Here is a 24,909-nt window from a genome sequence, read left to right as displayed (position 1 = left end):
ATTTACAAAATCATTTTTTTCTGCTATACTATCCTAAGCAAAGGTTTTTAATGTCATCCCGTGAGGTGACGAAGACGCAGAAATATTTAAAACTCTTTAAAATCTAGATTTTAGAGAAGTCTTACTCTGAGGGCCTATTGCTGTAAAATAATGGGCTCTTTTTTGATGCCCAAAAGTGAGGTTTATATGAAACAAGAATCAACTGTTGATTTGTTACTAGACGTTGACCAACGTCCTTCGGCTGGAAAAGGAATTCTCCTTAGTTTCCAACACGTTTTCGCCATGTTTGGTGCGACCATCTTGGTACCATTGATTTTGGGAATGCCTGTATCTGTTGCCCTTTTTGCTTCAGGTGTAGGAACACTCATCTACATGATTTCAACTGGTTTTAAAGTTCCAGTTTATCTGGGTTCTTCATTTGCCTTTATCACAGCAATGTCACTTGCTATGAAAGAAATGGGTGGTGATGTATCTGCTGCTCAAACAGGGGTTATCTTGACTGGTTTGGTCTATGTCCTTGTGGCTGCAAGTGTTCGTTTTGCGGGTACAAAATGGATTGATAAGCTCTTGCCACCAATCATCATCGGACCTATGATCATCGTTATCGGTCTTGGACTTGCAGGTTCAGCTGTTACCAATGCTGGTCTTGTAGCAGACGGGAATTGGAAAAATGCTCTTGTAGCCGTTGTTACTTTCTTGATTGCTGCCTTTATCAATACAAAGGGAAAAGGCTTCCTACGAATCATTCCATTCCTATTTGCCATTATCGGTGGTTACCTCTTCGCACTAACTCTTGGCTTGGTTGATTTTACACCAGTTCTTAAAGCTAACTGGTTCGAGATTCCTGGTTTCTACTTACCATTTAGTACAGGTGGTGCCTTTAAAGAGTACAATCTTTACTTTGGTCCAGAAACCATCGCTATCTTGCCAATCGCTATCGTAACAATTTCTGAACATATCGGAGACCATACTGTTTTAGGTCAAATCTGTGGTCGTCAATTCTTGAAAGAACCAGGTCTTCACCGTACTCTTCTTGGTGACGGTATCGCAACTTCTGTTTCTGCCTTCCTTGGTGGACCAGCCAATACAACTTACGGAGAAAATACAGGGGTTATCGGTATGACTCGTATCGCTTCTGTCTCAGTTATCCGTAACGCTGCCTTCATCGCGATTGCCCTTAGCTTCCTTGGTAAATTCACTGCCTTGATTTCAACCATTCCAAATGCTGTACTTGGTGGTATGTCAATCCTTCTCTATGGAGTTATCGCCAGCAACGGTTTGAAAGTCTTGATCAAAGAACGTGTTGACTTCAGTCAAATGCGTAACCTAATCATCGCAAGTGCTATGTTGGTACTTGGACTTGGAGGAGCTATCCTTAAACTTGGTCCAGTTACCCTTTCAGGTACTGCCCTATCAGCCATGACAGGAATCATCTTGAACTTAATCTTGCCATACGAAAATAAAGACTAAACGTCTTGACACAAAAAGTCCGCTCAGACAACTGAGTGGACTTTTCTAATTTTTAAGTCCCCCAAGCAACCAATAGATAGATCAGGCTAGAACCAAACATATCTGCTAAAGCATGCATGAGAAAGAATGGAAGGAGATTTTTAATTTTATATTTGTATAAGAAATAATAGAATAAGCCATAAACTACACCGATTACCAAAGCCCATACTAATCCTTGATAGGTGTGGAAGGAAATACGAATAATAGTGGAATAAAGCAAAACCAACCACTTGTATTTTTCCTTCACTGAAGTTAACAAACCTAGAAAGAAAAACTCTTCATAAAATCCATTTAGCAAGGCATAGGCAATCGCTATCGGGCTGAGAGCTAAGAACTTCCCTATTATTTGCGTGAAATCTATATAGGCAAAAAGGTCTGGATTAAAGTAATTATATTTACCAGTGAGAGTTGTAACCAAGTCTCCAAACAATCCCACTAAAGCAAATATAAATGGAACCCAAAAGATAATGGACCAATTCCAGTGAATAGGAAGCTGTTTAAAATCATAATTTCGAATCAAAAGATAGAGTAAGGTCACAGCCAGTAATATAGTTTGCAGGGTAAAATTACTAAAATAAGCAGCACCTTCGCTTGCAGCCTGTCTAACTGTCCCTTCTGTACTTGATGCACCCGTTGGAAACGTATTTGCTAAAAATAGCTCGGTTGAACGAATTATAAACTGACCAAACATTATGATCGTAATAATCACAATGTCAAACCATCTCAAGTATTTTAGAGGTTTAGATGGATGTATTTTTTTTAAAATATTCATATTTTCTCCAGGTATTCTATACTCATATAAATATTTTAAGAAAAAAGGCTTAAACTTTTATAAAATTTCATTAATTCATTTAGATTCAAAAGCTTTTATTAGTAAAAATAACCCCTCTTTAAGAGTGGTTATCATCTACTTTCATTTTTTGTTTATTTCTCTAACAATAAATCCTTCAACGAAATCAAAGTGACTGCAATTAAAATCATTGCCATACCAAGAAAATCAATGGGATAAAATTGTTCATTCATAATTAGGAAGGCAAAGAAAACCGCCGAGATTGGCTCAATTGAAGCCAACAAGCTTGACTTGACCGGTCCTATCAGACTGGATCCTTTTAGAAAGGCTGTATAGGCAAAGACAGTTCCGATAAGAATAATGCCTGCAAAAGCGAGGAGAAAATCAAGACTAGTTGGAATAGCAGTCTGTAGAACTCCTGTAAAAGGAAGGGCGACTAAACCAGCTATGACCATTCCCACACCAATGATCAAACTACTCCCCCACTTCTTAATCAAGGCAATGGGCAAAATGATATAAAGTGCGTAAGTCAGAGCAGAAAAGAGACCCCAGAACAGGCCTGCAGGTGTCATGGATAACTGGTCCAACTGCCCATGAGTGGCGATCAGGAAAGTTCCTCCGATGGCTAATATGATGGAAACAATCTCTCCCAGTGTCGGCGCCACCTTATCCTTGATACAGCTATAAATCAAAATCCCGACAGGACAAACATACTGAAGCACTGTCGCGGTACCTGCATTGGTCTCCTGAATAGCAGTTAGATAGGCAAATTGATTGAGGAAGAGGCCAATTAGAGCAAAAATGAGAAGAGACAGCAAACTTTTTCTGTCCTTTAAAAAGGCCAGCATTTTATCCTTTGCAGTGGCATAAGCCAAGAGCATGAGAATTCCACCAGCGGTTAAAAGACGCAAGTTGGTCAAAACCAGAGCCGAAATTCCGTGCGCCATCAGGTATTGACCACTCGTTCCAGACAAGCCCCAAGCAATCCCAGCCACAACTGTTAGTAAAGTCCCTTTTAAACTGTTTGACATGTCTCTCCTTACTCTTCTTTACGAATCAAGTCCATCACTTGATTACGATCTACAATCCACTGAGCCCTCTCATCCTTTTCATAGGTACGATTCGATAGGAAAATAGCCGCTTCTTGCTTCTGGCGATTCCACATGATAAAGGTACCAGTATAGCCCGTATGGTCTAACCAATCTCCTTCCAAATTCCATGCCAAAGAACGTTCCTTGTCATCCAAAGGAGAAAAATTTTGACTCAAATCTCTTGCAAAATCATCTGCTAAATAGTGTTCTAAAAAGATTTGTAAATCCTTTACAGTAGAAAATAAACCAGCACTACCAGCATGTCTGCCCAAGATACGAGCCTTGGGATCATGCACTATTCCTGCCTCCACACCTCTGACTGTTGGAACAGCAAGCTCAACAGGACCAAACTTAGTTTCCGTCATTCCCCAAGGTTTAAAAACTTGTTCTTGTAAAATCTCATCCAGGTCTTGATCAAAAATTCTCTCTAAAATAGAGCCCAACAGCAAAAAATGGACATCTGAATAAAGAAAGGCTGGCTGACTTCGTCTGTTGAGATGAAACATCGCTTCTTTTAATTCTGAGGCAGTTAAAAGATCACGATTGGGAATAAACGGATCAAGATTTGTAGCATGGGTTAAGAGCTGGCGAATAGTGATGTCTGGATAATCGCTCTCAGGTAAAAAATCGGTTACTGGTCTGTCAATATCTAATTGACCTTTATCCCACAAGAAGGTAAAAACGGTGCCAACCCCAACAACCTTGCTGACACTGGCTAGGTCGTAAACTAATCCTGCCTCAGTCTGCAAGCCATGCTCTGGGTCACTCAAGCCTAAATAGACCTCCGTCCATTGATTGTCCTTAAAATACGCAAAAGAGGCTCCGGGATAAATCCCTGCCTCGATTTGTTCTTCTATTTTTTTAATAATCTTGGTCCACTTCATACTTCTTCAAACCACAATTCAACATTATTTCTATCTTTACCAAGGAAGAATTTTTCAGACTTAGGAATAAAATATTCGGTAGACTCAAACTTCTGGCGAAGACTTTCTATATCTAGTTCATTGACCAGGAACTTGAGCATAGATAAGTCCCAAGTAACCGAATTGTCCACAGTCAAATCCTGCCCCTCAGCTGGGATAAAACCAAGTGATGTCCCAACTTCAGATGATTCCAAGTAACTTTCGATATCAGTTGGGAGATGTAATTCCATAGAAATCTCAAATTTACTTAAAGAAATTGATTCCAAGTCTGTTTGAAATTCAGGCTTTTCTTCTACTTCTCCTAGACTTTCTCTATCATCTTCCGCATGAATCAAAACCAAATCATCTTCTGGAGAGTAAATTTCAAAAGCGTAGCCATTCTGCCCCTTATATAATTTATGAATCGAATCTGTTTTAGATAAGAGTCCTTCAATTTCTAAGGGATTTTCCACCTTGACAATTAATCTAGCTAATTTTTTTCTTCCCTCCACCTTACGAGTACGCATACTTGGAGCTTCTTCTAAAACCAGCTTTTCTAGACCTGTTTGATCACCTAGTGACAGAAAGGCTGACTCTTCTAACAAGGCCTTCATACCAAGGGTCTCTATATAAAATGTTTCATTTAATTTTCTATTATTTACTTTTAAAGTAGGAATAATCCGTACAATCTGATTTACATTCATAAACTCCTCCAACTCTTTTATTTTAAAGGATTTTAGAATTTTTTACAAGATATTATGCTCAAATTTACCGATTTTTCGTAAAATTTCATCTAAAAAACCGAGGATTCCCTCGGTCTCAATTTCTTATAGGTAAAGGAATTTGAAGATAGCTACTGCCGCAATTGCTGCTGCGATCGGTGCTACTACTGGTACCCAAGAGTACCACCATTTTGAATCACCTTTGTGCTCACCAAGAACTGATTTTGGAAGGAAAGCATGAAGGAGACGTGGTCCCAAGTCACGGGCTGGGTTCAAGGCAGGTCCTGTAGGGCCACCAAGTGATGTTACCAAGGCCATAACAAGGAATCCAAGTGCCAAGTGAGCAATTCCAAGACCAGATGTCATAAATGGTGCTACTTGTTCTTTAGCTTGGTCAAGTGCTGCTGTTACTTGCTCTTGAGGAATTGTTTGACCTTGAGTAGTTGCTTGAGCAACTTGAGCATTGATAGCTGCTTGTGCTTTTGATACTAGTTCAGCACCAAAGAAGTTTTTAGTCATTCCAAGAGCTGCAAAGAAAAGAACAAATGAACCAACAAACTCGTTTACAAAACCGTTAACAGTTGCTGCGAAACGTGCTTCTTTTGTACCATTATCCAAACTTGAAATGGTTGAGAAAGTACCCAAGATGTTGTTTGGATTTTCAGTTTTCAAGTAGTATGGGCGGTGTGTTGCCACAACCAAGGCTTGACCAAAGATAGCACCCAAAACTTGTGCGATGATATAAGGTGCAACTTGTGCCCAAGGGAAGAGACCGCTGATCGCAAGTCCAAGAGTGAAGGCTGGGTTAATGTGGTTACCAGATACGTTACCAAACATCAAGGCTGGAATCATAACCCCCATACCATAACCAACAGCGATAACGATCCAGCCACTTTGGTGACCTTTCGTACCTTTAAGTTCAACGTTGGCAACTGCACCATTTCCAAGAATGATCAAAATAGCAGTGGCCAAAAATTCAGTGGCATATTTAATTGCCCATGTGAAATCCATTTGATAGATTCTCCTTAAAATTTTTTAGACAATCCTTATTCTATCAATTTTTATATCTTTTAGCAACAGGTTTTATAAAAGAATATATGAGAAAGCGGTTTTATTTCTTATAAAAAACAAAAGGATTAAGGGAGTCCATTTCCTTAATCCGAGAGTTCTTATTCTTGACGTTGTCCGAAATCTGCAATCATCTGCTCCATTTCTTGTCGACTCGGAGTTGTCAGCATATAAAGGTAATCTCCTTGAAGTTCCGCAAAGGCCGCTGGCATGATTTTTTTAACCTTGAACTGCTGGCTGTATTTAGCAATCAAGTCCTCCTCAGAATAGACATAATGAGCATTTGCACGACGTGATGTAGCCAAACAATACTGAGGTTCAAAGTCTGACGCTGGGAACTCTTCTCCTGCGACAATGGATGCATATCCACGATAGAGGTCCAAGGAATGAGCAAAATTATAAACATCGATAGTGAAACCACCTGCAGGGCGGTTATTGTACTCGATGGCGATGTAATCATCCCCTTCACGGAAGAACTCGATATGGAAGAAACGTTCTTTCATATCAAATTCCTTGACAATCGCTTCCCCATACTTACGCAGTTTAGGATCCATATCCTTGAGCACATAGTAGGAATTGTCCATCTTGTAAATCATCAGATCAAGCGGTGTATAGGCGTAATCAAAGGTTGTTGAGAAGACAATTTTACCATCCTTGTCCACAAGACCATCAAAGGTACAAATTTCGCTAGAGGTGACAAATTTCTCAAAGAAATAAACAGTTGAATGATCCCATTCTTGCTTGAAATGATTGATATCGTCTTCTGTCTCAAGCTTAAAGGTGGCTGCCGCTCCCACTCCATTATCAGGTTTGGCAATCATTGGAAGGCCGATTTCTTTCACAGCTTTATCAATATCTACTTCCGTCTTGATAACAGCTCCAGGTACCACAGGGACACCTGCTTTTTTGAAAAGTTTCTTCATTTCAGACTTGTATTTAGTCTTTTTAAGATCTTCTGGTTTGGCACCAAAAACGTTGAATTGTTCTCTGAGTGTTGCGTCCAGCTCTAGCCAATATTCATTATGAGACTCGATGCGATCAATTGGGCCATGCTTATAAAAGAGAAAAGCAACTGCACGTTTGACTTCGTCTGTGTTCTCAAGATTATCAACACGGAAATATTCTGTCAGGCTATTACGTAAAGGTTCATCCAATTGCTCGTAAGGCTCTTGACCAATTCCCAAGACGGTAATACCTTTATTGGCTAGTTCGATGGTAAACTGTTGAAAGTTTTGTGGATAGTAGGGAGAAATAACAAGGTAATTCATAGGTCACTCCTTTTATAAATAGAGATTGCCGAGGAAATAAGGCATTTGTTTGCGCCACCATTCCCAGTCGTGGGCGACATCGTGTCCCCATTCAGCAAACCAGGCTGGAATTTGTTTCTGGTCAAAGGCTTCTTTAAGCTTGTAGAAAGATGGTAGACCGTCTTGTTCCCAGGCTCCAAGACCCGTACACAGCACAATCTCTGCCTGACGGTAACGGTCAATAAACCAGCCGTCATTCTGATTCCAGATATAATCTACTGGCGAGTTTTGATAAATAGCATCGTCATTGTAGTAATCGCCAACAAAGAAACGTGCGTCGTAAACACCACTAAGAGCAATCACCTTGGTAAAGACATCTGGATGTTGGAGAAAAAAGTTGACTGCATGGTAGGCGCCCATCGAGCAACCTGTCGTCATCATACCATCAAACCAACCTGTCTTATGCTTGATAAAAGGAATAGCCTCCTCAATCACATAGCGCTCGTAGGCACGGTGCATCTCTGCTTGGTCGTGACCATTTTTCCAAGTGGCCAACCAGCTCTCACTGTCTACACTGGATAGGGTAAAAAACTGGACACGGCCTTCCTCGATAAAGGAAGCACAAGCATCAATCATGCCAAAATCATAGTATTCATTGTGACTACCACCTGATGAAGCAAAGACCACAACTGGAATCCCAGCATGTCCATAACGATTAAGATACATTTCACGGTTAAGATTGCCACTCCAGTGGCTAAGGTTTTCAATATGCATTTGATTTCTCCTTTTCTAACTTACCATTTCTCTGCAAAAAATCTCAGACAGTCTGGTAAATTCTCCGACCAAGGGATTTCACTATGGATGGCACCAGACTGAACTTTCAAGACAAGATTATCTAAGTGCACCCCACCTGATATCAAATCATGGTAATACCGAAGAGACGAATCGATATAGGCTTGTTTGATATTACCAGCCATCAGGGTCTTGTCCGTATCATCTGCTTCTTCAGTTCCAACATAGATAAAGATACGCTGGTCAGACGATAGTTTCTTGCGTTCAATATAGCGATTAAAGGCTTCTTGATGGAGCCAGTTAGCAGATGAAAAGACCCCTAAACAGCCAATTTGGTCTTGGTATTCCAAACCGATAAACTGGGTAATATTGCCGCCTAGTGAGGAACCAATCATAGCCGTATGCTGGCGGTCAGATTTGGTACGGTAGGTCTCATCGATAAAAGGTTTGACCACCTCCATGACAAACTCGGCATACTCCACACCCTTACCACCAAACTGCTGCCCTGGGATAGGAGATTCTTGGAACTTCCAAGCCGCATACTCATTCATCCGCCCCATACCATCATTGTCAATGGCAACGACAATCATGCGACTGATGTCAGGATTACGCTTAATAGCTGGGATAATCTTCCATGAATGGCCAATGAAGGACTCTTTACTATAAAAAACATTTTGCCCGTCATGAAAGTAAACAACAGGATAGGAACGATCCGTGTCTTTCTCATAATCTTTAGGCAGAAGAACACGTACACGGCGTTCCTTACCTGTATAAGGAACCTTGAGTTTGTGTTCTTTCATTTTTAAATAAAAGTAGGATTGATTCATTGTCAGAAAACTCTCTATATTCAAAATTTTATTTTATTATATCACAATTATAGAAAAAAAGTTAGTTTTGCTTCCATTTTTGGAATTAAAAACTAACTTTTTCATTTATTTTTCTAAATTCTTCTGGATTTTCTGATTAGAGCAAATTATCAATCAAGTCATCCACTTCATCTTTTTCAGCCTGCGGTGTAATCTCAGTAATCATGATTCCAGCCACAGCTCGCTCTACTAATCCTTCAACATCCATACGCGCTTCGTACTGCTCCGCATTCTTAATCTTAGGATTTGTTTTCGGACGATCTGGCGCAAAAATGGTACAACAGTCTTCAAAAGGCTGGATAGAAATTTCAAAGGTGTCAATTTCCTGAGCAATGTCAATAATTTCCAACTTATCCATTGTCACAACTGGACGGATGATGGGAGTGTTGGTAACCGCATTGATAGCCTGCATGCTCTCCAAGGTTTGGCTGGCTACTTGACCTAGGCTTTCCCCATTTATGATAACTAAACCATTTCGTACCTCACGAATACGATCTGTAATCCGCATCATAAAGCGACGAGTTAGAGTCATTAAGTAAGCTTCGGGCGCTTTGTCCTTGATTTCCTCTTGAATCTCTGTAAAAGGAACTTCGATAAACTGGATATTTCCACCAAACTTGGTCAATTTACGGGTCAAATCTTGGGCTTTCTTGAGAGCGCCTGGACTAGTATAAGGTGGGCTGGCAAAGTGAACGGCCTCTATATCTACCCCTCGTTTAAGCGCTAGATAGCCAGCTACAGGGGAATCGATTCCTCCTGACAACATGAGCATGCCTTTACCTGAAGTTCCAACTGGCAAACCACCAGCCCCACGAATGGTTTCATAAGAAAGATAGGCTGCTTCTTCACGTATCTCCACCTGAAGATTGATGTCAGGACTTTTCATTTGAGCTTGCACATTTGGAATAGCTTCAAAAACAGCACCTCCAAGGGTTTGATTGAGTTCACGACTATCCAACTCAAAGTTGTGGTCGCTACGCTTGCTAGAAATTTTAAAGGTCATGCCATCCTTGTAGATGTCCTGCATAATCTCTTGGACAGAAGACTTCAGAACTTCTACAGATTTTTCAACCTTATAAACAGGGGAAAAGTTTTGAATTCCAAAAACTTGTTTAAGCGATTCTGCTACTGCTGTATAATCTGCTCCATTGAGGTAAGCGTGGGCACGGTCACGATCTGCCGTTACCTTAACTTGGGGATAGATAGACAAAACGTCTGAAATATTATTGCGAAGTTTATTGATGAAACGCATACGGTTTTTACCCTTGGTTGACAGCTCACCGTAGCGAATCATAATTTCTGAATACTGCATGAATGCTCCTATCTTACTTTTCTTGTTTGGTTGTAAATTAATTTTAACTTGGTCAAGAACTGCTCGACCTGACTCATATCATTTTCAAGGTCTAGGCTAAGACGCACAGCTGACTGGGCCTTATCCTTGTCCACTCCCATGGCAATCAAGGTGCCTGCAGGTTTCCCAGCCTTGGACGAACAAGCAGAGGTCGTTGAGATGAAAATATCATAGTCTTCAAAGGCGTGAACGATGACTTCACCACGAACACCCTTGATTCCAAAAGTCAGGATATGAGGGGCAAAGTCTTCCTCATCTGAAAAGACAAATATATCCGGATAGTCAAAAAGTGCTTGACGAATCACTGCCTTCATCTGTCCAGTCTTGCTTGTAAAGAAATCTAGCTTTTCCATAGATAAACGGAGAGCCTTGGCTGTCGCTGCAATTCCTGCCACATTTTCAGTTGTCGAACGGTAATCACGTTCCTGACCACCACCTGTTAAAAGAGGCGTAATCTTCTTGCCAGACTTGATATAGACAAAACCAACACCACGAACTCCGTGAAACTTGTGGCTAGAGAAAGTTGCAAAATCCACTCGTTCTGTCAAATATTTTTCAGTCGTAATCTTGGCAAGTGCCTGAACCGCATCAACATGGAAGGAAATAGTCGGCTTGTCTGCCAACAGTTCTGAAATAGCCTCAATGGGCTGAACAGAGCCGATTTCATTGTTAACTGCCATGATTGAAACGAGGGTCGTATCAGGTCGTATCAAATCTGCTAGCGCCTCAACATCCACAAATCCTTTCTCATCAACTGGAGCAAAATCCACTTCAAATCCCTGACTTTTCAACCAGAGGGCTGACTCTTTGACTGCTGGATGTTCAATGGCTGATACGATGATGTGCTTGCCAAACTGGGCTTTTTCAAAGGCCACACCCTTGATGACCCAGTTATCTCCTTCTGTCCCACCAGAAGTAAAGAAGATTTCATCACTTTTCTTACCGATTAAATCTGCAATCTGTTGGCGAGAAGCATCTAAGATTCGTGTTGCCTGGTCCCCTAAACGATGAAGACTAGATGGATTTCCTAAAATTTTTGAAGCCACCTGCATATAAGTTTCAAGGGCTTCAGGATAAGGCTTGGTCGTCGCCGAATTATCAAAGTAAATCATGTTTTCTCACGCTTTCTAAAATCACTTCTTCTATTGTATCATGAAACGGAGCTTGCGACAAGAAAGGGCAATTCCTCTTTTTTTAAGATTTTTTTAAAGAAATGCGGTATAATAAATTTTAATTAAAGGAGAGAATGTATGTCTAATTATCGTAGAACTTCAAAACCAAAAACAGAACACATCAAAAAAGGCTTTACGGTCTTTCAAAAAACCGTTGCTACTATCGGTAGTATTCTCGGCTTAATTACCGCAAGTATCACTATCATGAACGCCTTGGATAATAACAAAAATACTAAAAAAGAACCTACGACAAGCCAGACGACAACAATTGTCAAAGAAATTCAAAAGGAATCCCCTCAGGAAAACACTAGTCCTAATAAGGAAAATAACACTTCTCAAGAAAAACCACAACAAGAAGAAACACCAAAATCCGGCGTCAAGGAAGAGAAAAAAGAAGAGCAGAAAGCAGCAACTCAAGACTCTACTACACCTGCAACAAGTAAACCTACTACTGAAAATGAAAAACAGTCCAATACCCCAACTTCGGAAAATAAAACTAATCAATAATCACTAAAATAGCCTCCTTCCAAACTTGGAAAGAAGCTATTTTTTATTGTTGCAATACTTTTCTTGGTTTGGTACCTTCAGCTGGACCAATGACACCTGCCATCTCAAGCTCTTCCATGAGACGGGTCGCACGGTTAAATCCAACTGATAAACGACGCTGAATCATAGATGCGCTGGCTTTCTGGGTCTCAATGACTAGAGCCTTGGCTTCTTCAAAAAGCGGATCTCCACCAGAATCACCATCTGAAAATTCTCCTTCATTCTCAGAAACCTCACCTGGATCAAAACTCTCATCGTAGTCCGCATCTGCCTGAGCCTTGATGAAGTTCACAATGCGCTCGACATCATCATCCGAGATAAAGGAGCCTTGGAGACGAACTGGGTGGTTTTCATCAATCGGTTTAAAGAGCATGTCACCTCGACCAAGCAGTTTTTCCGCTCCATTTTCATCCAAAATCGTACGGGAATCTGTTCCTGATGAAACTGCGAAAGCGACACGAGAAGGAACATTGGCCTTGATCAGACCAGAAATGACATCAACGGATGGGCGCTGGGTTGCAAGAATCATGTGGATACCTGCAGCACGCGCCTTCTGTCCGAGACGAATGATAGCATCTTCCACTTCCTTGCTGGCTACCATCATGAGGTCAGCCAACTCATCCACAATCACAACAATAAGTGGCAGTGGAATCTGCTTGTATTCGGACTGGTCATTAAACTCTTCTACCTTGGCATTAAAGCCTGCAATGTTACGAACTCCCACCTTGGCAAAGAGTTCATAACGGTTTTCCATTTCATCCACAACCTTTTGCAGGGCCTTGCTGGCCTTGCGTGGATTAGTCACAACTGGAATCAAGAGGTGGGGAATATCATTGTAAACAGACAACTCAACCATCTTAGGGTCCACCATCATAAACTTGACCTGGTCGGGTCTTGCTTTCATCAGAATGCTAGCGATAATGCCGTTAACCGCTACTGACTTCCCTGAACCCGTTGAACCTGCAACTAGCAAGTGGGGCATTTTAGAAAGGTCAAAAGCTCTTGCGGTGCCATTAACAGCCTTTCCTAAAGGAATTTCCAAGAGATTTTCTGCTTTTGTTTGAGATTGTTCCCATAGTTCGCGGAAAGATACAGTCGCAATCTCAGAGTTGGGTACTTCGATTCCGACTAGGGATTTCCCTGGGATAGGTGCTTCAATCCGGACATCCTTGGCCGCCAAGGCTAGAGCGAGGTCATCTGCGAGATTGGAGATGCGGTTGACCCTTACACCCACTGCTGGCTTGACTTCATACTTGGTCACTGATGGCCCAATTTCGGCCCGTTCAACTGTTACCTTGATACCGAAGCTAGCAAAGGTTTCTTCTAGGATTTTGATGTTTTCTCGGACGATTTTCTTTTCTTTAGACTGGTCCTTGGGTTTATCTGGGGCAAAGAGTTGTAAGCTTGGAAGTTTGTATTCAAGGGCCTCCTTAGCAGAAAAATCGACCTGTACGTCTTCATCATCAGAGCCATCTTCCTGTTCAGGGAATTCAAGTTCAGGTTGAGGAAGGATGATTTCTGGTTCTACCCACTCTTCATCTGGAAAAGGTGGAACGTCAAGTACAACATCTTCTGTCAAAATTTCACCTGTTTCCATATCAACAGGAGGCAAATCGAGCAAGGCTTTCTCAGCTGCTTCTTTTTCTAATCTAGCTTCTTCCTCAGCTTTTTGACGAGCTTTTTCTTCTTGTTTGACAAAGCGTTCCTCTTTTCGACGCTCATGCCCTTCCCGCCATTTGGCAAAGCCTCTACTGAAGAATTCAGCAATATCGTAAACAGACCAAGGACTGACTAGGAGGGCTCCAGCTAAAATCAAGATAGAACCAATAAAGTAAGTGCCGACATTTGAAAAGAGAAAGGCAATTGGCATATAAAGAGCGACCCCAATCAAGCCTCCTCCAGCAAAACTGGTCGTTCGAAAACCAGTCAAATCCGTCACAACCTGAGCCATGGTCCCTTTTAATACCGACTTGTCCAAACCATATTTCCAAACTAAGTAGGCCTCAAAAATCAAGAGTAAACCTGCAAATATGGTGAAAAAGCCAGATAGGAGCCCTTCCTGTTTTCGGATCCACTTGAAAAAGAAGAGGTAGAGCAGGATACCAAATATTGCCAGATAAGCTAGGCTACCCACCAGCAAGCGTATTAAATTGTAAAGGGTGATACCTGCAGCCCCTAATTTGAAGGCTGCGAAAATCAATAAAAGCGCGATTCCCAACGAAATCAACATTCGTTGAATCGCTTCTTTTCTTTCGAGTTCTGCTTTAGACGGTCTCCGTCTTGTTTTACTTGTATTCTTGTTTGCCATTCTTCTATTATACCATATTTCACAGACATTTCGGAAAGAGAAAAAGACTGCACCAAACGGTACAATCTTTTCATTTTTTATCTAAGTTTTATGCTTGGGGTTTGCGTAGGTAACCATAGACCACACCACTTACGATTGCTCCTACCAAGACAGCAACGAGGTAAAGAAGAGCATTTGAAGTAAGGGCGATAACGAAGATTCCTCCGTGTGGTGCCATGAGTTTGATACCAGTAAGACCAACGAGGCCACCTGCTACTGCTGAACCAAGGATAAAGCTTGGGATAGCACGAGCTGGGTCAGCGGCACCAAATGGAATCGCTCCCTCAGTGATAAATGATAAGCCCATGATGATGTTTGTCAAACCAGAGTTGCGTTCTTCCTTAGTAAATTTATCTTTGAAAAGAAGAGTTGCGACAAAGATGGCAAGTGGTGGTACCATTCCTCCAGCCATAACTGCTGCCATGGCTACAGAACCTCCTGAAGAAACAGTCGCTGCAAGCGTACCTGTACCAAAGACATAGGCCGCTTTGTTAACTGGTCCACCCATGTCAACAGCCATCATTCCACCAAGGACGATACCAAGAAGAACAGCTGATCCTCCTCCAAGACCACCAAGGAAGTCATTCATAGCAGTGTTGATTGCCGCCATTGGAATGTTAACTGCCAGCATAACAAATCCTGTCAAAATAGTTCCAAGAAGTGGCAAGATGAGAATTGATTTAGCACCTTCAAGTGAACGAGGAACTTTAACGTATTTCTTGATAGCAAGAACCAAAGCACCTGCGATAAATCCACCAACAAGAGCACCTAGGAAACCAGATGAGACGCCTGCAAGAGTTGAAGTTGCTTCACCACCTGCGGCATAAGGAATTTTACCAAAGGCAAAACCTTCTTTGGCAATAGCACCAGCCACGAAACCTGCAACCAAACCTGGTTTTTCAGCGATAGAGTAGGCAACATATCCTGCAAAAACTGGAAGCATCAAGCCAAAGGCAGCTCCACCAATTTTCATGAACATCGAAGCTAGCTCATGGTAGGAACCAAGATTACCAAGATTTTCATTTGGAACACCCAAAGCACCGTCAATCAAGAAGGCAAGGGCAATCATGATACCACCGCCAATAACAAATGGCAACATTTGGGATACACCACTCATCAAGTGTTTGTAGAAGGCACCACCAAGGCTTTGTTTTTCGTTAGAGGCTGTTGCAGCTTTGGCTCCATTAGCAGCACGGTAGACTTCAGCATCTCCTGAAAGAGCCAAGTTAATCAATTCTTCTGTTTTACGGATTCCGTCAGCAACTGGACGATTGATCAATGGTTTGCCATCGAAACGATCCATTTCTACAGCCTTATCTGCTGCGATGATAACAGCTTTAGCCTTACGGATGTCTTCAGCAGTTAGTTGGTTACCAACACCGCTAGCACCGTTGGTTTCGACCTTGATACCAACCCCCATTTCAGCAGCCACTTTTTGAAGGGCTTCTTGGGCCATGTAAGTGTGGGCAATCCCTGTTGTACAAGCTGTAACAGCTACGATAAAGTCACCAGTTTCATTAGCAGGTACTTGAACAGGCTCTTCAGTTTTTTCTGAAGCTTGGTCAAAAAGTTCGATAACTTGGTCAGCTGATGTTGCTTGACGAAGTTTGTCAGCAAAACCGTCTTTCATCAAGTATTGAGACAATTCTGCCAAGGCTGCCAAGTGAGTGTCATTGGCACCTTCTGGAGCTGCAATCATAAAGAAGAGGTCAGTTGCTTGCCCATCCAAGCTCTCATAATCAACACCCTTATTTGACTTAGCAAAGAGAACTGTCGCTTCTTTGACAGCAGCGTTTTTGCTGTGAGGCATAGCGATACCGTCTCCTAAACCAGTAGAAGTCAAAGCTTCACGCGCTAAAATTCCTTCTTTAAATGTTTCAAAATCTGTCACATAACCGTGGTCTGTCAAACTTTTAATCATCTCGTCGATGACAGCTGTTTTTTCAGTTGCCTGCAAATCCAGCAACATGACATCTTTTCTCAATAGGTCTTGAATTTTCATCGTTTTTCTACCTCAACTTTTTCATATGTTTCTTTAATAAATTCTGCTGTTGCCAAGTCATCTGAGAAGGTCGTTGCCGTTCCACAAGCCACTCCCCATTTGAAGGCTTCTACTGCGTCTTTTGATTTGACAAATTCACCTGTGAATCCGGCAACCATAGAATCACCAGCACCAACTGAATTTTTGACTGTCCCTTTGATTGTTTTAGCAAAGTAAGCTCCCTCATATGTGACAAGAAGGGCACCGTCACCAGCCATAGAGATAATGACGTTTTGAGCACCTTTAGCTAGTAGCTCACGAGCATAGTTCTCGATTTCATCTAAGCTTTCGAGTTTAATCCCAAAAATCGCTCCAAGTTCATGATTGTTTGGTTTGACCAAAAGTGGCTGGTAGTCTAAACTATCAATTAAGGTCTGTCCTTCAAAGTCACAAACCACTTGCGCACCCGTCTGACGTGTCAAGGCAATCAAATCCTTGTAGATAACATTTCCTAGGTTTTTAGCGCTTGAACCTGCAAAGACTACTGTATCTTCTGCGGTTAGACTTGAAAGAATAGCTTTCAACTCTTCAAGTTGTTCGAGCTCAACAGTAGGCCCAGTTCCGTTGATTTCTGTTTCTTGGTCCGCTTTAATCTTAACATTGATACGAGTATCTTCTGCCACTTGGACAAAACGCGTTTCAATTTGCTCTTCAGCCAAAGTGTCTGTGATAAATTTACCAGTAAAACCTCCGATAAATCCCGTCGCTGTATTTGGAATATCCAAACGTTTCAAGACACGACTGACATTGATTCCTTTCCCACCAGCAAACTTATCATCACTATCCATTCGATTGACACTACCGACTTGGACTTGGTCCAAACGAACGATATAATCAATGGATGGATTGAGTGTGACTGTATAAATCATACTTCTATTACCTCCGTTTTCTCCTTAATAGCCTGCAAGAGCTCATGCCCTTGACTTGTGATAACAATAGCTCGTTTGAGTGGTGCTACCTTAGCAAAGCAAGTTTGTCCAATTTTTGATGAATCCACTAAGACGTAGGTCTGTTTAGCATTCTCCAAAATAGCACGCTTCACAGCTCCCTCTTCCATATCAGGAGTCGTATAATAACCATCGTCCACACCATTCATCCCGATAAAGGCACGGTCAAAGTGCAATTGGTTAATCTGGTTAAGAGCAACGCCCCCGATGCTAGCATCCGTCGCCATCTTGACACTACCTCCAACCATGACAGTTGGAATCTGCTTTTCAACCAACTGAGCAGCATGGTGAATCGAGTTGGTCACGACCGTAACATTCTTATTGACCAATTCATGAATCAAAAAAGCAGTTGTTGTTCCTGCATCGATAAAGATGACATCTTGTTCCTTAATGAGAGAGGCTGCTTTCTGAGCCAACAACTTCTTCTCTTGAAGGTTTTTGACCGATTTTTCTTGAATGGTTTCTTCTTCCTGCAAGGAATGGGGCAATTCTGCTCCACCATGCACGCGACGAAGCTTGTTTTCCGCTTCCAACTCATCCAAGTCTCTTCGAACCGTTGATTCTGAGGTCTCTAGCAAACTAACTAATTTTTCTAGAGAAACTACATGATGTTGATTTAACTCCTCTAAAATCAGTTGTTTCCGCTCTGTTTTTAACACTGAATCACCTCCTGTTATCGTTTACACTATTCATTCTATCACACCTTCTTTCAAAGTCAAGCATTTTTTGTCATTTTCTTTCAATATCTATCATTTTTCTTATTTCCAGAATTTTTATTGCAAGATAGGAGCCTTTATGGTAGACTATTTGAGTAAGTATTGGAAGATTACTCAAGAGGCTTAAGAGGCCGTGTTGGAAACGCGGTAGGCGTGTAACAGCGTGCGTGGGTTCGAATCCCATGTCTTCCGTTTATTTTAAAAAAGATACCCAAGAAATCTTGGGTATCTTTTTTCTTATATGCTTGTTTTATAACTCGGGTGAATTTCTTAGAAAATATCAAATAACAATTTCACATTGAGAATTGTTAAGATAATGGAAACGATATAGCCAAGGATGGTATTCCATTTGGCATTGGTAAATTCTCCCATCAGTGATTTCTTAGAAGTTAGATAAATCAGTGGGAAGATTGAAAATGGAAGAGCAATCGAAAGAAAGACTTGTGAATAAACCAATAACTGATCCAATGTTTTTTCCTGATGACCAAACAGAACCGCTACAATCATGACAGGCAACAAGGCAAAGAGACGAGTTGCCAAACGAATGAACCATTGAGGTAATCTCATATGCAAGAAACCTTCCATAACGATTTGTCCAGTCAAGGTACCCGTAATCGTCGAATTTTGACCACTGGCTAATAAAGCCAAGGCAAACAAGGTTGATAAGGTCGAGCTAGCTATAGCTCCTGCAATAGTAGAATCCTGCAAGGCATTATACATTTGAGAGAAGGCAGAAATCTCAGATGCATGGCCGAAAAAGAGAGCCGCCCCGAGAATTAATAGAAGGGAGTTAACCACAAAGGCCAAGGATAATTGGAGATTTGAATCCCAGGTCATAAAGCGCACGGCTTTTCGAACATCATTCTTGTCCTTGTGATTGATTTTCCGAGTTTGAGACAAGGAAGAATGCAAATAGAGGTTATGGGGCATAACCGTTGCTCCCACGATCCCTAGTGCCAAGGTTAATTGACTTTCATGCCCTGGCAAGGGACTTTCAAATAAGGTTGCATTCGGTAGATAACCCTCAACGATTCCTTGGAAGCTTGGATGTGACAAAGCTACCAGATAGGTAAAAATTGCTAGAATGGTTAAAATCAGTGTTGTCACAATAGCTTCAATTTTCTTAAAGCCAAATTTCATCAGAAGCAATAAGAGAAAAACATCCAACACGGTCAAGAGAATTGCTATCATAATCGGAATCTTAAAGAGAAGATTGAGAGCAATCGCTGAACCTAGAACTTCTGCCAGATCTGTCGCCATCAAGGCTAATTCTAAAATCACCCATAGACTATAACGAAGCCATTTAGGTGAATGATGAGCCGTTGCTTGAGCCAGGTCCATCTGGGTTACAATACCAAGCTTTCCTGCCATCTGCTGAAGTTGCATGGCAATGAGAGATGAAATCAAGATAACAAACAAGAGACTATACTTATAGGAAGCACCACCGACTACACTGGTAATCCAGTTTCCTGGATCCATATAACCAACTGCGACAAGAGCACCCGGACCTAAAAAGGCCTTTAAATTTTGCCAGAAATGATTGTTATTTGGAGTATCGATAGATTGATTAATCTCAGAGAGTGACACTTTTTTATGAGAAGACATAGATACTTACCTCTTTCTAAACCTATTTTTTCATTATTTTCTATTAGAGAAAAATAAGATTGACTTTAAACTATTAAAACAATGAAAACTATATGAAAAACATTTAGTTTTTTCATTATTTTTCTTAAGGCACCTTAATTATAACAGAAAATATGATAAAAACTTAAGAAAATTCAGGACTTGATTTAATATTTAGGATACAACAAAATGTTGTATCCTTTTTTTACAAAAGAATACCAAGGAATACCAAAGACAAAAATAAAAAACGTTGATTTAACAACGTTTTACCAAGGAATAATGGAGCCGGTGGGAGTCGAACCCACGTCCAAACACCTGCCAACATATTTGTCTACAACCATAGGTTATGTATTCGTTTAACAGTCCCTCGACACATAACTCAAGCCTAGAAACTGCGAGTCTATCAATCTCTTATCAAGCCGCTAGACAAGACTTGATCGTATCTCGCTAATAATAAGACCTGTCATTGAACACGAGCAATCCAAATCGGGTCACGCCTGCTGGTTTTTAGGCAGCTAGAGCGTAAGAAGTGTTATTTTTTGCAGTTACATTTAACTGAGCGTTTACGTCGCCACACGAGTCGCAAAATATGCCTCATAATGCCTGTCGAATCCGTAACGACCCCAAAAGACAGTAAAACCATTATACCTTATCTAACACAAAAATGCAAAAAGGAAATCAACTAACTACAAAAGATAGTCTTTCAAAGCTTTTGTCAAAACCTGGTAACCAGTAATACTAAGGTGCAACCCATCAGTTGTATAATCTTTTTTGAGTTGACCTTCCTTGTCTGTCAAACTATCAAAAACTGGCACAAATTCTACCTGCATATAGGCAGAAGCAAGTTCTTGATAGGCTTGATTCCATTTCTGAATTTTTTCATTCGTGCGGATATAGACTGTCTGCTTGTACTCCTCTCCCTCATTGACTGGCAAAATAGAAAGTAATTTAATCTCAGTCAATGGATAATCGCGAGCAATAGATTGTATGATAGCTTCGAGATTATTGAGAGCCTCATTCACAGGCACATCTTTTCCGATATCATTTGTCCCAATCAAAAGGACAATTTTATCTACCGCCCCACCGTAAAGATGCGCATCTAGATTCTCTAGTAACAGCCCTGTCTGATAACCTCGAATGCCTCGATTGACAATCGTCTTCGAAGTCCCAAATAGTTCCTGCAGAGGAAAATATTCGACAATGGAATCCCCAATAAAAAGAATGTCTGGCTCTACAACAGAAACCTGATTTAAGTGACGATACTTGGTTTGGATTTTACCCTGTTCCTTTAGGAGCCAATTTTCTAATAACTGTACTGCCACTTCATTCTCCTTTTTCTAACCAGTTTTCCAAGACTTGGTAAACTCCTCCTTGGCTATTGGCTGGCGCTAGAGCAGTCGCCACAGCTTTGGCTTTATCATCAGCATTTTCCATCGCATAGGCAATTCCAGCCATATCAAGCATTTCAACATCATTTTCACTGTCACCAAAAGCCATGATTTGTTGGGGATTCAAGTCCCAGCGCTTGAGTAATTCTTCCAAGCCCCATGCTTTATGAATTCCAGCTTGAAGGATATCAATGCAACCATAGCCACTCGATACAGCCCGAACGCGGCCATCAAAGAGGTCATTGATTTCTTCCAAAACCGAACTCAAACGTTCCTCACCAACAACCATACTCATCTTGAGAACACCACCAAAGAGGTCAGAGGTTAATTCATCCACAAATTGCATCCGTTGGTAGAATTTTTCAATCATTTCTGGAGTCATAAAACTTTCAAGGTCTGTAAAAATCGTACCTTCTTTGACGAAACTACCCTTCATCCCCGTTACAACAAACTGATCCTGACACGATCGACCCTCGAAATAAGCCAAGGCCTTATCGACAATGACATCATCCCAAGTCTGAGCCTGAATCAGTTCATTGTTTTCAAAAATACGAGCACCGTTGGCAACCACCAGAACCACTCGATCCACCAAGTGCTCCAGTAGTTGCCTCATGCGATGAATTTCATTCCCTGTCGCAATGACAAAACGAATGCCCCTTTGATCCAACTGATCTAAAATCTTTTCCAAGCGTGGAAGATCAAGCTGGCCTCTAGCATCCAGCAAGGTCCCATCCATATCGGTCGCAATTACTTTAATCGTCATTTACTTTCCTCTGAATTCAAGTTAATCCCACTTCAACCCTACATGTTCATTCATTTCTTTATAGGCTGTATCAATTCGTTCCTTAGTCGCTTCATCTAATTGATCACGATGACTACCACCCTCGATAAAGTCTTCTAAGATATAGGTTTGGTAATGATATAGGGGATATCCTTCTGGTGAAAAAGTTCCTTTTGGTGTTCGATTGACCCAAGTAGGATGAGCTTTAGCTGTTTCAATAGTTGTTTGTCCATCTTTTTTCTTGACAGTTACATCCATAAGAACACCACGCTCTGTCCACTTAGCATTGTCTACACCAGTCATTGTTTCAATACGTTGGTTAGAAATGAAGTTCCCCATTGAATAGATAATGAGTTTCTTGTCTCCATCTTTTTCAACAATCTCAGATGGTTCAACTACGTGTGGATGGCCTCCAAAGATAATATCCGCTCCCCAATCAATCATCTTGTGGTACAAAGCCTTTTGCTCTTCAGTCGGTTCTATTCGATACTCAACACCCATCTGAGGCATGATAACAGTAATATCCGCTTCCTTCTCTGCACGCTCAATTTCAGCCTTCATCTTATCTTCGTTTAGGTCTGAAAGATAGCGGTTATAATCTTCTTGAGAAATACTTTGCTCAATTCCATTAAATCCATAAGAATAAGCCAAAAGTGCAACCTTGATACCGTTCACTTCCTTGATAACGAGCGGAGCTTGATCACGTGACTCGTGCGTATAAACTCCAATAGGTGTCATTCCTGCCTTTTCAATTGCATCTGCCGTTGAAATAACTCCTTCAATTTGAGAATCTAAAACATGATTATGGGCTAAATCTAAAACATGATACCCAGCATCTTTAATAGCATCCATTACTTGACCAGGAGCATTAAATAAAGGATAGCCAGCTAGATAATGATCTTTATTAATGGTCCCTTCAAAATCACCTATTGCCAAATCTGCCTGCTTAAGCCAAGGAGTTACGTATTCAAAATTCTCATGAAAATCATAGCTGCCATCTTCCTTTTTAGCTGACATATAGATAATATCATGGTAAAGTAAATCTCCATGGGCCATAATACGAGCACTTGTTTCTTCTTCCTGATCTTTAGATTTTTGATTTGTCTTATTTGTTTCTTTAGAAATGGCATCCTTTTTTTGACTGGTCAAGGGGATTCCTTGGAAACTTTCAAACAGCAAGACCAAGCCCATTGATAAAGCAACTGCTAGCAAGAGTATCGCCACAAATCCCTTATTACTCCACTTGCGATAACTCCTAAAAAAGTTTACAAAGCCTCTCACAAAATGAAAAACTGGTCCACGTTTATGTCTATCTTGTCTTCTTTGCATCTTCATTCTCCCTACTTTCTAATGCAAGCCTTTTCTTTTTATTATATCACAGATAAGTAATTCTTTCACAATTGATACTCTTCGAAAATCAAATTCAAACCACGTCAGCGTCGCCTTACCGTACTCAAGTACAGCCTGCGGCTAGCTTCCTAGTTTGCTCTTTGATTTTCATTGAGTATGAATTGAACTTCTATCTATTTTCTATAAATCCTAAAGGCTGTAATGCTTTCATTCCTTGTCATTTTGTGATATCATGTAGAGGTAATGAAAGGAGAGAAAATGTCTGCAATAGAACGTATTACAAAAGCTGCTCACTTAATTGATATGAACGATATTATCCGCGAAGGGAATCCTACTCTACGCGCAGTTGCTGAGGAAGTCACTTTCCCCTTGTCTGACCATGAAATCATCCTAGGCGAAAAGATGATGCAATTCCTCAAACATTCCCAAGATCCTGTCATGGCTGAAAAGATGGGACTCCGCGGTGGGGTTGGACTTGCTGCTCCTCAATTAGATATCTCAAAACGTATTATCGCTGTTTTGGTGCCAAACATTGTCGAAGAAGGCGAAACTCCACAGGAAGCCTACGACTTGCAAGCCATTATGTACAATCCAAAAATCGTCTCTCACTCTGTTCAAGACGCTGCTCTTGGTGAAGGAGAAGGCTGCCTCTCTGTTGACCGCAACGTGCCTGGCTATGTTGTTCGCCATGCCCGCGTTACTGTTGACTACTTTGACAAGGATGGAGAAAAACACCGTATCAAGCTCAAAGGCTACAACTCCATCGTTGTTCAGCATGAAATTGACCACATCAACGGTATCATGTTTTACGATCGTATCAATGAAAAAGACCCATTTGCAGTTAAAGATGGTTTACTGATTCTGGAATAAAGAAAATCCCGTTGCAAGACGGGGTTTTGTGTTATAATAGAGGCATGAAAACAAATGATATTGTCTATGGCGTCCACGCCGTTACCGAAGCCCTCCTTGCAAACACAGGAAACAAACTTTACCTCCAAGAAGAGCTCCGAGGTAAGAATGTTGAGAAAGTCAAGGAACTAGCTACAGAAAAGAAGGTCTCCATTTCTTGGACCTCAAAAAAATCCCTCTCTGAGATGACTGAAGGTGCTGTCCACCAAGGTTTTGTTCTACGAGTGTCCGAATTTGCCTATAGTGAGCTGGACCAAATCCTTGCCAAAACACGCCAAGAAGAAAATCCTTTGCTATTAATTCTGGATGGCTTAACCGACCCTCACAACTTAGGCTCCATCTTAAGAACAGCCGATGCGACCAATGTTTCAGGAGTCATCATTCCCAAGCACCGTGCTGTCGGAGTTACTCCTGTCGTTGCCAAAACAGCCACAGGTGCTATTGAGCACGTTCCAATTGCTCGAGTGACCAATCTGAGCCAAACTCTAGACAAACTCAAGGATGAAGGATTCTGGACCTTTGGAACAGATATGAATGGGACTCCTTGCCACAAGTGGAATACAAAAGGGAAAATTGCCCTCATCATCGGAAATGAAGGAAAAGGCATCTCTAGCAACATCAAAAAACAGGTTGATGAGATGATTACCATTCCGATGAATGGACATGTTCAAAGTCTCAATGCCAGTGTTGCTGCAGCCATTCTCATGTACGAAGTTTTTCGAAATAGACTATAAAAAAGTTTCCAGTCATC

At 41.2% G+C, this 24,909-nt stretch carries 22 protein-coding genes, 1 tRNA gene and 1 other RNA gene; 5 read left to right on the top strand and 19 right to left on the bottom strand.

Annotation, left to right across the window (positions count from 1 at the left end; genetic code table 11):
• Nucleotides 1–186 precede the first annotated feature (186 nt).
• Nucleotides 187–1,470, top strand: a complete 1,284-nt coding sequence (locus N8O80_RS02500; RefSeq protein ID WP_185756763.1) for a uracil-xanthine permease family protein — start codon at nucleotides 187–189, stop codon at nucleotides 1,468–1,470.
• A gap of 52 nt (nucleotides 1,471–1,522) precedes the next feature.
• On the opposite strand, the gene N8O80_RS02495 is transcribed toward N8O80_RS02500, so the two are convergent.
• From N8O80_RS02495 to N8O80_RS02450, 10 genes are all read right to left on the bottom strand, one after another.
• Nucleotides 1,523–2,281 (bottom strand): CPBP family intramembrane glutamic endopeptidase, encoded by a 759-nt coding sequence (locus N8O80_RS02495; protein WP_201058186.1) that lies wholly within the window; start codon nucleotides 2,279–2,281, stop codon nucleotides 1,523–1,525.
• A gap of 152 nt (nucleotides 2,282–2,433) precedes the next feature.
• A complete protein-coding gene (locus N8O80_RS02490) occupies nucleotides 2,434–3,330 on the bottom strand; it encodes a DMT family transporter (protein ID WP_419991862.1) in 897 nt (298 codons plus the stop codon).
• An 8-nt stretch (nucleotides 3,331–3,338) separates the two neighbouring features.
• On the bottom strand, nucleotides 3,339–4,274 hold the full coding sequence (locus N8O80_RS02485) for a serine hydrolase domain-containing protein (protein ID WP_261026739.1): 936 nt from the start codon (nucleotides 4,272–4,274) through the stop codon (nucleotides 3,339–3,341).
• A complete protein-coding gene (locus N8O80_RS02480; protein WP_261026738.1) occupies nucleotides 4,271–4,996 on the bottom strand; it encodes a CppA N-terminal domain-containing protein in 726 nt (241 codons plus the stop codon). Before N8O80_RS02480 ends, N8O80_RS02485 begins: the two co-directional genes overlap by 4 nt.
• A gap of 123 nt (nucleotides 4,997–5,119) precedes the next feature.
• The gene (gene gla, locus N8O80_RS02475) at nucleotides 5,120–6,025 is read right to left on the bottom strand and encodes an aquaglyceroporin Gla (RefSeq protein WP_125386017.1); all 906 of its coding nucleotides are present in this window, start codon (nucleotides 6,023–6,025) and stop codon (nucleotides 5,120–5,122) included.
• A 158-nt stretch (nucleotides 6,026–6,183) separates the two neighbouring features.
• Complete coding sequence (locus N8O80_RS02470; RefSeq protein WP_261026736.1) at nucleotides 6,184–7,350, bottom strand: ATP-grasp domain-containing protein; 1,167 nt, start codon at nucleotides 7,348–7,350, stop codon at nucleotides 6,184–6,186.
• A 12-nt stretch (nucleotides 7,351–7,362) separates the two neighbouring features.
• Complete coding sequence (locus N8O80_RS02465) at nucleotides 7,363–8,103, bottom strand: esterase family protein (RefSeq protein WP_000546817.1); 741 nt, start codon at nucleotides 8,101–8,103, stop codon at nucleotides 7,363–7,365.
• Nucleotides 8,104–8,123: 20 nt separating this feature from the next.
• Nucleotides 8,124–8,948, bottom strand: a complete 825-nt coding sequence (locus tag N8O80_RS02460; protein WP_049499460.1) for an alpha/beta hydrolase — start codon at nucleotides 8,946–8,948, stop codon at nucleotides 8,124–8,126.
• 136 nt (nucleotides 8,949–9,084) lie between these two features.
• Nucleotides 9,085–10,299: a tRNA uracil 4-sulfurtransferase ThiI gene (gene thiI / locus N8O80_RS02455; RefSeq protein WP_203180464.1), complete on the bottom strand. Its 1,215-nt coding sequence runs from the start codon at nucleotides 10,297–10,299 to the stop codon at nucleotides 9,085–9,087.
• Nucleotides 10,300–10,307: 8 nt separating this feature from the next.
• Nucleotides 10,308–11,450, bottom strand: a complete 1,143-nt coding sequence (locus tag N8O80_RS02450; protein WP_261026731.1) for a cysteine desulfurase family protein — start codon at nucleotides 11,448–11,450, stop codon at nucleotides 10,308–10,310.
• 138 nt (nucleotides 11,451–11,588) lie between these two features.
• Here N8O80_RS02450 and N8O80_RS02445 point away from each other — a divergent pair, with 138 nt between their 5' ends.
• The gene (locus N8O80_RS02445) at nucleotides 11,589–12,017 is read left to right on the top strand and encodes a DUF6556 family protein (RefSeq protein WP_261026730.1); all 429 of its coding nucleotides are present in this window, start codon (nucleotides 11,589–11,591) and stop codon (nucleotides 12,015–12,017) included.
• Between the two features lie 43 nt (nucleotides 12,018–12,060).
• Here the strand turns inward: N8O80_RS02445 and N8O80_RS02440 are convergent, their stop codons facing one another.
• The 4 genes from N8O80_RS02440 to N8O80_RS02425 all read right to left on the bottom strand — a co-directional run bounded on the left by N8O80_RS02440 (nucleotide 12,061) and on the right by N8O80_RS02425 (nucleotide 18,050).
• Nucleotides 12,061–14,364 carry a DNA translocase FtsK gene (locus tag N8O80_RS02440; RefSeq protein WP_314732568.1) on the bottom strand — a complete coding sequence of 768 codons (2,304 nt, stop codon included), beginning with the start codon at nucleotides 14,362–14,364 and terminating at the stop codon, nucleotides 12,061–12,063.
• Between the two features lie 88 nt (nucleotides 14,365–14,452).
• Nucleotides 14,453–16,405 (bottom strand): fructose-specific PTS transporter subunit EIIC, encoded by a 1,953-nt coding sequence (locus tag N8O80_RS02435; RefSeq protein WP_261026726.1) that lies wholly within the window; start codon nucleotides 16,403–16,405, stop codon nucleotides 14,453–14,455.
• On the bottom strand, nucleotides 16,402–17,313 hold the full coding sequence (gene pfkB, locus N8O80_RS02430; RefSeq protein ID WP_261026724.1) for a 1-phosphofructokinase: 912 nt from the start codon (nucleotides 17,311–17,313) through the stop codon (nucleotides 16,402–16,404). The genes N8O80_RS02435 and pfkB overlap by 4 nt, the downstream gene beginning before the upstream one ends.
• A complete protein-coding gene (locus N8O80_RS02425) occupies nucleotides 17,310–18,050 on the bottom strand; it encodes a DeoR/GlpR family DNA-binding transcription regulator (RefSeq protein ID WP_000920654.1) in 741 nt (246 codons plus the stop codon). Before N8O80_RS02425 ends, pfkB begins: the two co-directional genes overlap by 4 nt.
• 161 nt (nucleotides 18,051–18,211) lie before the next feature.
• Between N8O80_RS02425 and N8O80_RS02420 the strand changes: the two genes are divergently transcribed.
• A tRNA-Ser gene (locus N8O80_RS02420) sits at nucleotides 18,212–18,299 on the top strand.
• A gap of 78 nt (nucleotides 18,300–18,377) precedes the next feature.
• Here the strand turns inward: N8O80_RS02420 and N8O80_RS02415 are convergent.
• From N8O80_RS02415 to N8O80_RS02395, 5 genes are all read right to left on the bottom strand, one after another.
• Nucleotides 18,378–19,712, bottom strand: coding sequence for an Nramp family divalent metal transporter (locus tag N8O80_RS02415; RefSeq protein ID WP_004260041.1), 1,335 nt, complete (start codon nucleotides 19,710–19,712; stop codon nucleotides 18,378–18,380).
• A 295-nt stretch (nucleotides 19,713–20,007) separates the two neighbouring features.
• Nucleotides 20,008–20,355, bottom strand: a transfer-messenger RNA (tmRNA) gene (ssrA, locus tag N8O80_RS02410).
• A 61-nt stretch (nucleotides 20,356–20,416) separates the two neighbouring features.
• Nucleotides 20,417–21,052: an SGNH/GDSL hydrolase family protein gene (locus tag N8O80_RS02405; protein ID WP_261026721.1), complete on the bottom strand. Its 636-nt coding sequence runs from the start codon at nucleotides 21,050–21,052 to the stop codon at nucleotides 20,417–20,419.
• 1 nt (nucleotide 21,053) lies between these two features.
• Entirely contained in the window at nucleotides 21,054–21,881 is an 828-nt protein-coding gene (locus N8O80_RS02400; RefSeq protein ID WP_261026719.1) for an HAD family hydrolase, read from the bottom strand.
• 21 nt (nucleotides 21,882–21,902) lie between these two features.
• Nucleotides 21,903–23,228 carry a CapA family protein gene (locus tag N8O80_RS02395; RefSeq protein ID WP_314732566.1) on the bottom strand — a complete coding sequence of 442 codons (1,326 nt, stop codon included), beginning with the start codon at nucleotides 23,226–23,228 and terminating at the stop codon, nucleotides 21,903–21,905.
• 279 nt (nucleotides 23,229–23,507) lie between these two features.
• Between N8O80_RS02395 and def the strand changes: the two genes are divergently transcribed.
• Nucleotides 23,508–24,119, top strand: coding sequence for a peptide deformylase (gene def, locus N8O80_RS02390; RefSeq protein ID WP_125409296.1), 612 nt, complete (start codon nucleotides 23,508–23,510; stop codon nucleotides 24,117–24,119).
• Nucleotides 24,120–24,163: 44 nt separating this feature from the next.
• A complete protein-coding gene (rlmB, locus tag N8O80_RS02385; protein ID WP_261026715.1) occupies nucleotides 24,164–24,892 on the top strand; it encodes a 23S rRNA (guanosine(2251)-2'-O)-methyltransferase RlmB in 729 nt (242 codons plus the stop codon).
• Nucleotides 24,893–24,909 lie beyond the last annotated feature (17 nt).

It is taken from the genome of Streptococcus mitis (assembly GCF_946190155.1).
Classification (GTDB): domain Bacteria; phylum Bacillota; class Bacilli; order Lactobacillales; family Streptococcaceae; genus Streptococcus; species Streptococcus mitis_CL.
This window is presented reverse-complemented; position numbering and strand designations above follow the sequence as displayed.

Excerpts from the sequence above, each read along its gene's own strand:
- N8O80_RS02490 (WP_419991862.1), bottom strand. The coding sequence starts at position 3,330 with ATGTCAAACAGTTTAAAAGGGACTTTACTAACAGTTGTGGCTGGGATT.
- N8O80_RS02500 (WP_185756763.1), top strand. The coding sequence starts at position 187 with ATGAAACAAGAATCAACTGTTGATTTGTTACTAGACGTTGACCAACGT.
- N8O80_RS02445 (WP_261026730.1), top strand. The coding sequence starts at position 11,589 with ATGTCTAATTATCGTAGAACTTCAAAACCAAAAACAGAACACATCAAA.
- rlmB (WP_261026715.1), top strand. The coding sequence starts at position 24,164 with ATGAAAACAAATGATATTGTCTATGGCGTCCACGCCGTTACCGAAGCC.
- def (WP_125409296.1), top strand. The coding sequence starts at position 23,508 with ATGTCTGCAATAGAACGTATTACAAAAGCTGCTCACTTAATTGATATG.
- thiI (WP_203180464.1), bottom strand. The coding sequence starts at position 10,299 with ATGCAGTATTCAGAAATTATGATTCGCTACGGTGAGCTGTCAACCAAG.
- N8O80_RS02465 (WP_000546817.1), bottom strand. The coding sequence starts at position 8,103 with ATGCATATTGAAAACCTTAGCCACTGGAGTGGCAATCTTAACCGTGAA.
- N8O80_RS02460 (WP_049499460.1), bottom strand. The coding sequence starts at position 8,948 with ATGAATCAATCCTACTTTTATTTAAAAATGAAAGAACACAAACTCAAG.
- N8O80_RS02400 (WP_261026719.1), bottom strand. The coding sequence starts at position 21,881 with ATGACGATTAAAGTAATTGCGACCGATATGGATGGGACCTTGCTGGAT.
- N8O80_RS02395 (WP_314732566.1), bottom strand. The coding sequence starts at position 23,228 with ATGCAAAGAAGACAAGATAGACATAAACGTGGACCAGTTTTTCATTTT.
- gla (WP_125386017.1), bottom strand. The coding sequence starts at position 6,025 with ATGGATTTCACATGGGCAATTAAATATGCCACTGAATTTTTGGCCACT.
- N8O80_RS02470 (WP_261026736.1), bottom strand. The coding sequence starts at position 7,350 with ATGAATTACCTTGTTATTTCTCCCTACTATCCACAAAACTTTCAACAG.
- N8O80_RS02440 (WP_314732568.1), bottom strand. The coding sequence starts at position 14,364 with ATGGCAAACAAGAATACAAGTAAAACAAGACGGAGACCGTCTAAAGCA.
- N8O80_RS02415 (WP_004260041.1), bottom strand. The coding sequence starts at position 19,712 with ATGTCTTCTCATAAAAAAGTGTCACTCTCTGAGATTAATCAATCTATC.
- N8O80_RS02480 (WP_261026738.1), bottom strand. The coding sequence starts at position 4,996 with ATGAATGTAAATCAGATTGTACGGATTATTCCTACTTTAAAAGTAAAT.
- N8O80_RS02485 (WP_261026739.1), bottom strand. The coding sequence starts at position 4,274 with ATGAAGTGGACCAAGATTATTAAAAAAATAGAAGAACAAATCGAGGCA.
- N8O80_RS02495 (WP_201058186.1), bottom strand. The coding sequence starts at position 2,281 with ATGAATATTTTAAAAAAAATACATCCATCTAAACCTCTAAAATACTTG.
- N8O80_RS02435 (WP_261026726.1), bottom strand. The coding sequence starts at position 16,405 with ATGAAAATTCAAGACCTATTGAGAAAAGATGTCATGTTGCTGGATTTG.
- N8O80_RS02450 (WP_261026731.1), bottom strand. The coding sequence starts at position 11,450 with ATGATTTACTTTGATAATTCGGCGACGACCAAGCCTTATCCTGAAGCC.
- pfkB (WP_261026724.1), bottom strand. The coding sequence starts at position 17,313 with ATGATTTATACAGTCACACTCAATCCATCCATTGATTATATCGTTCGT.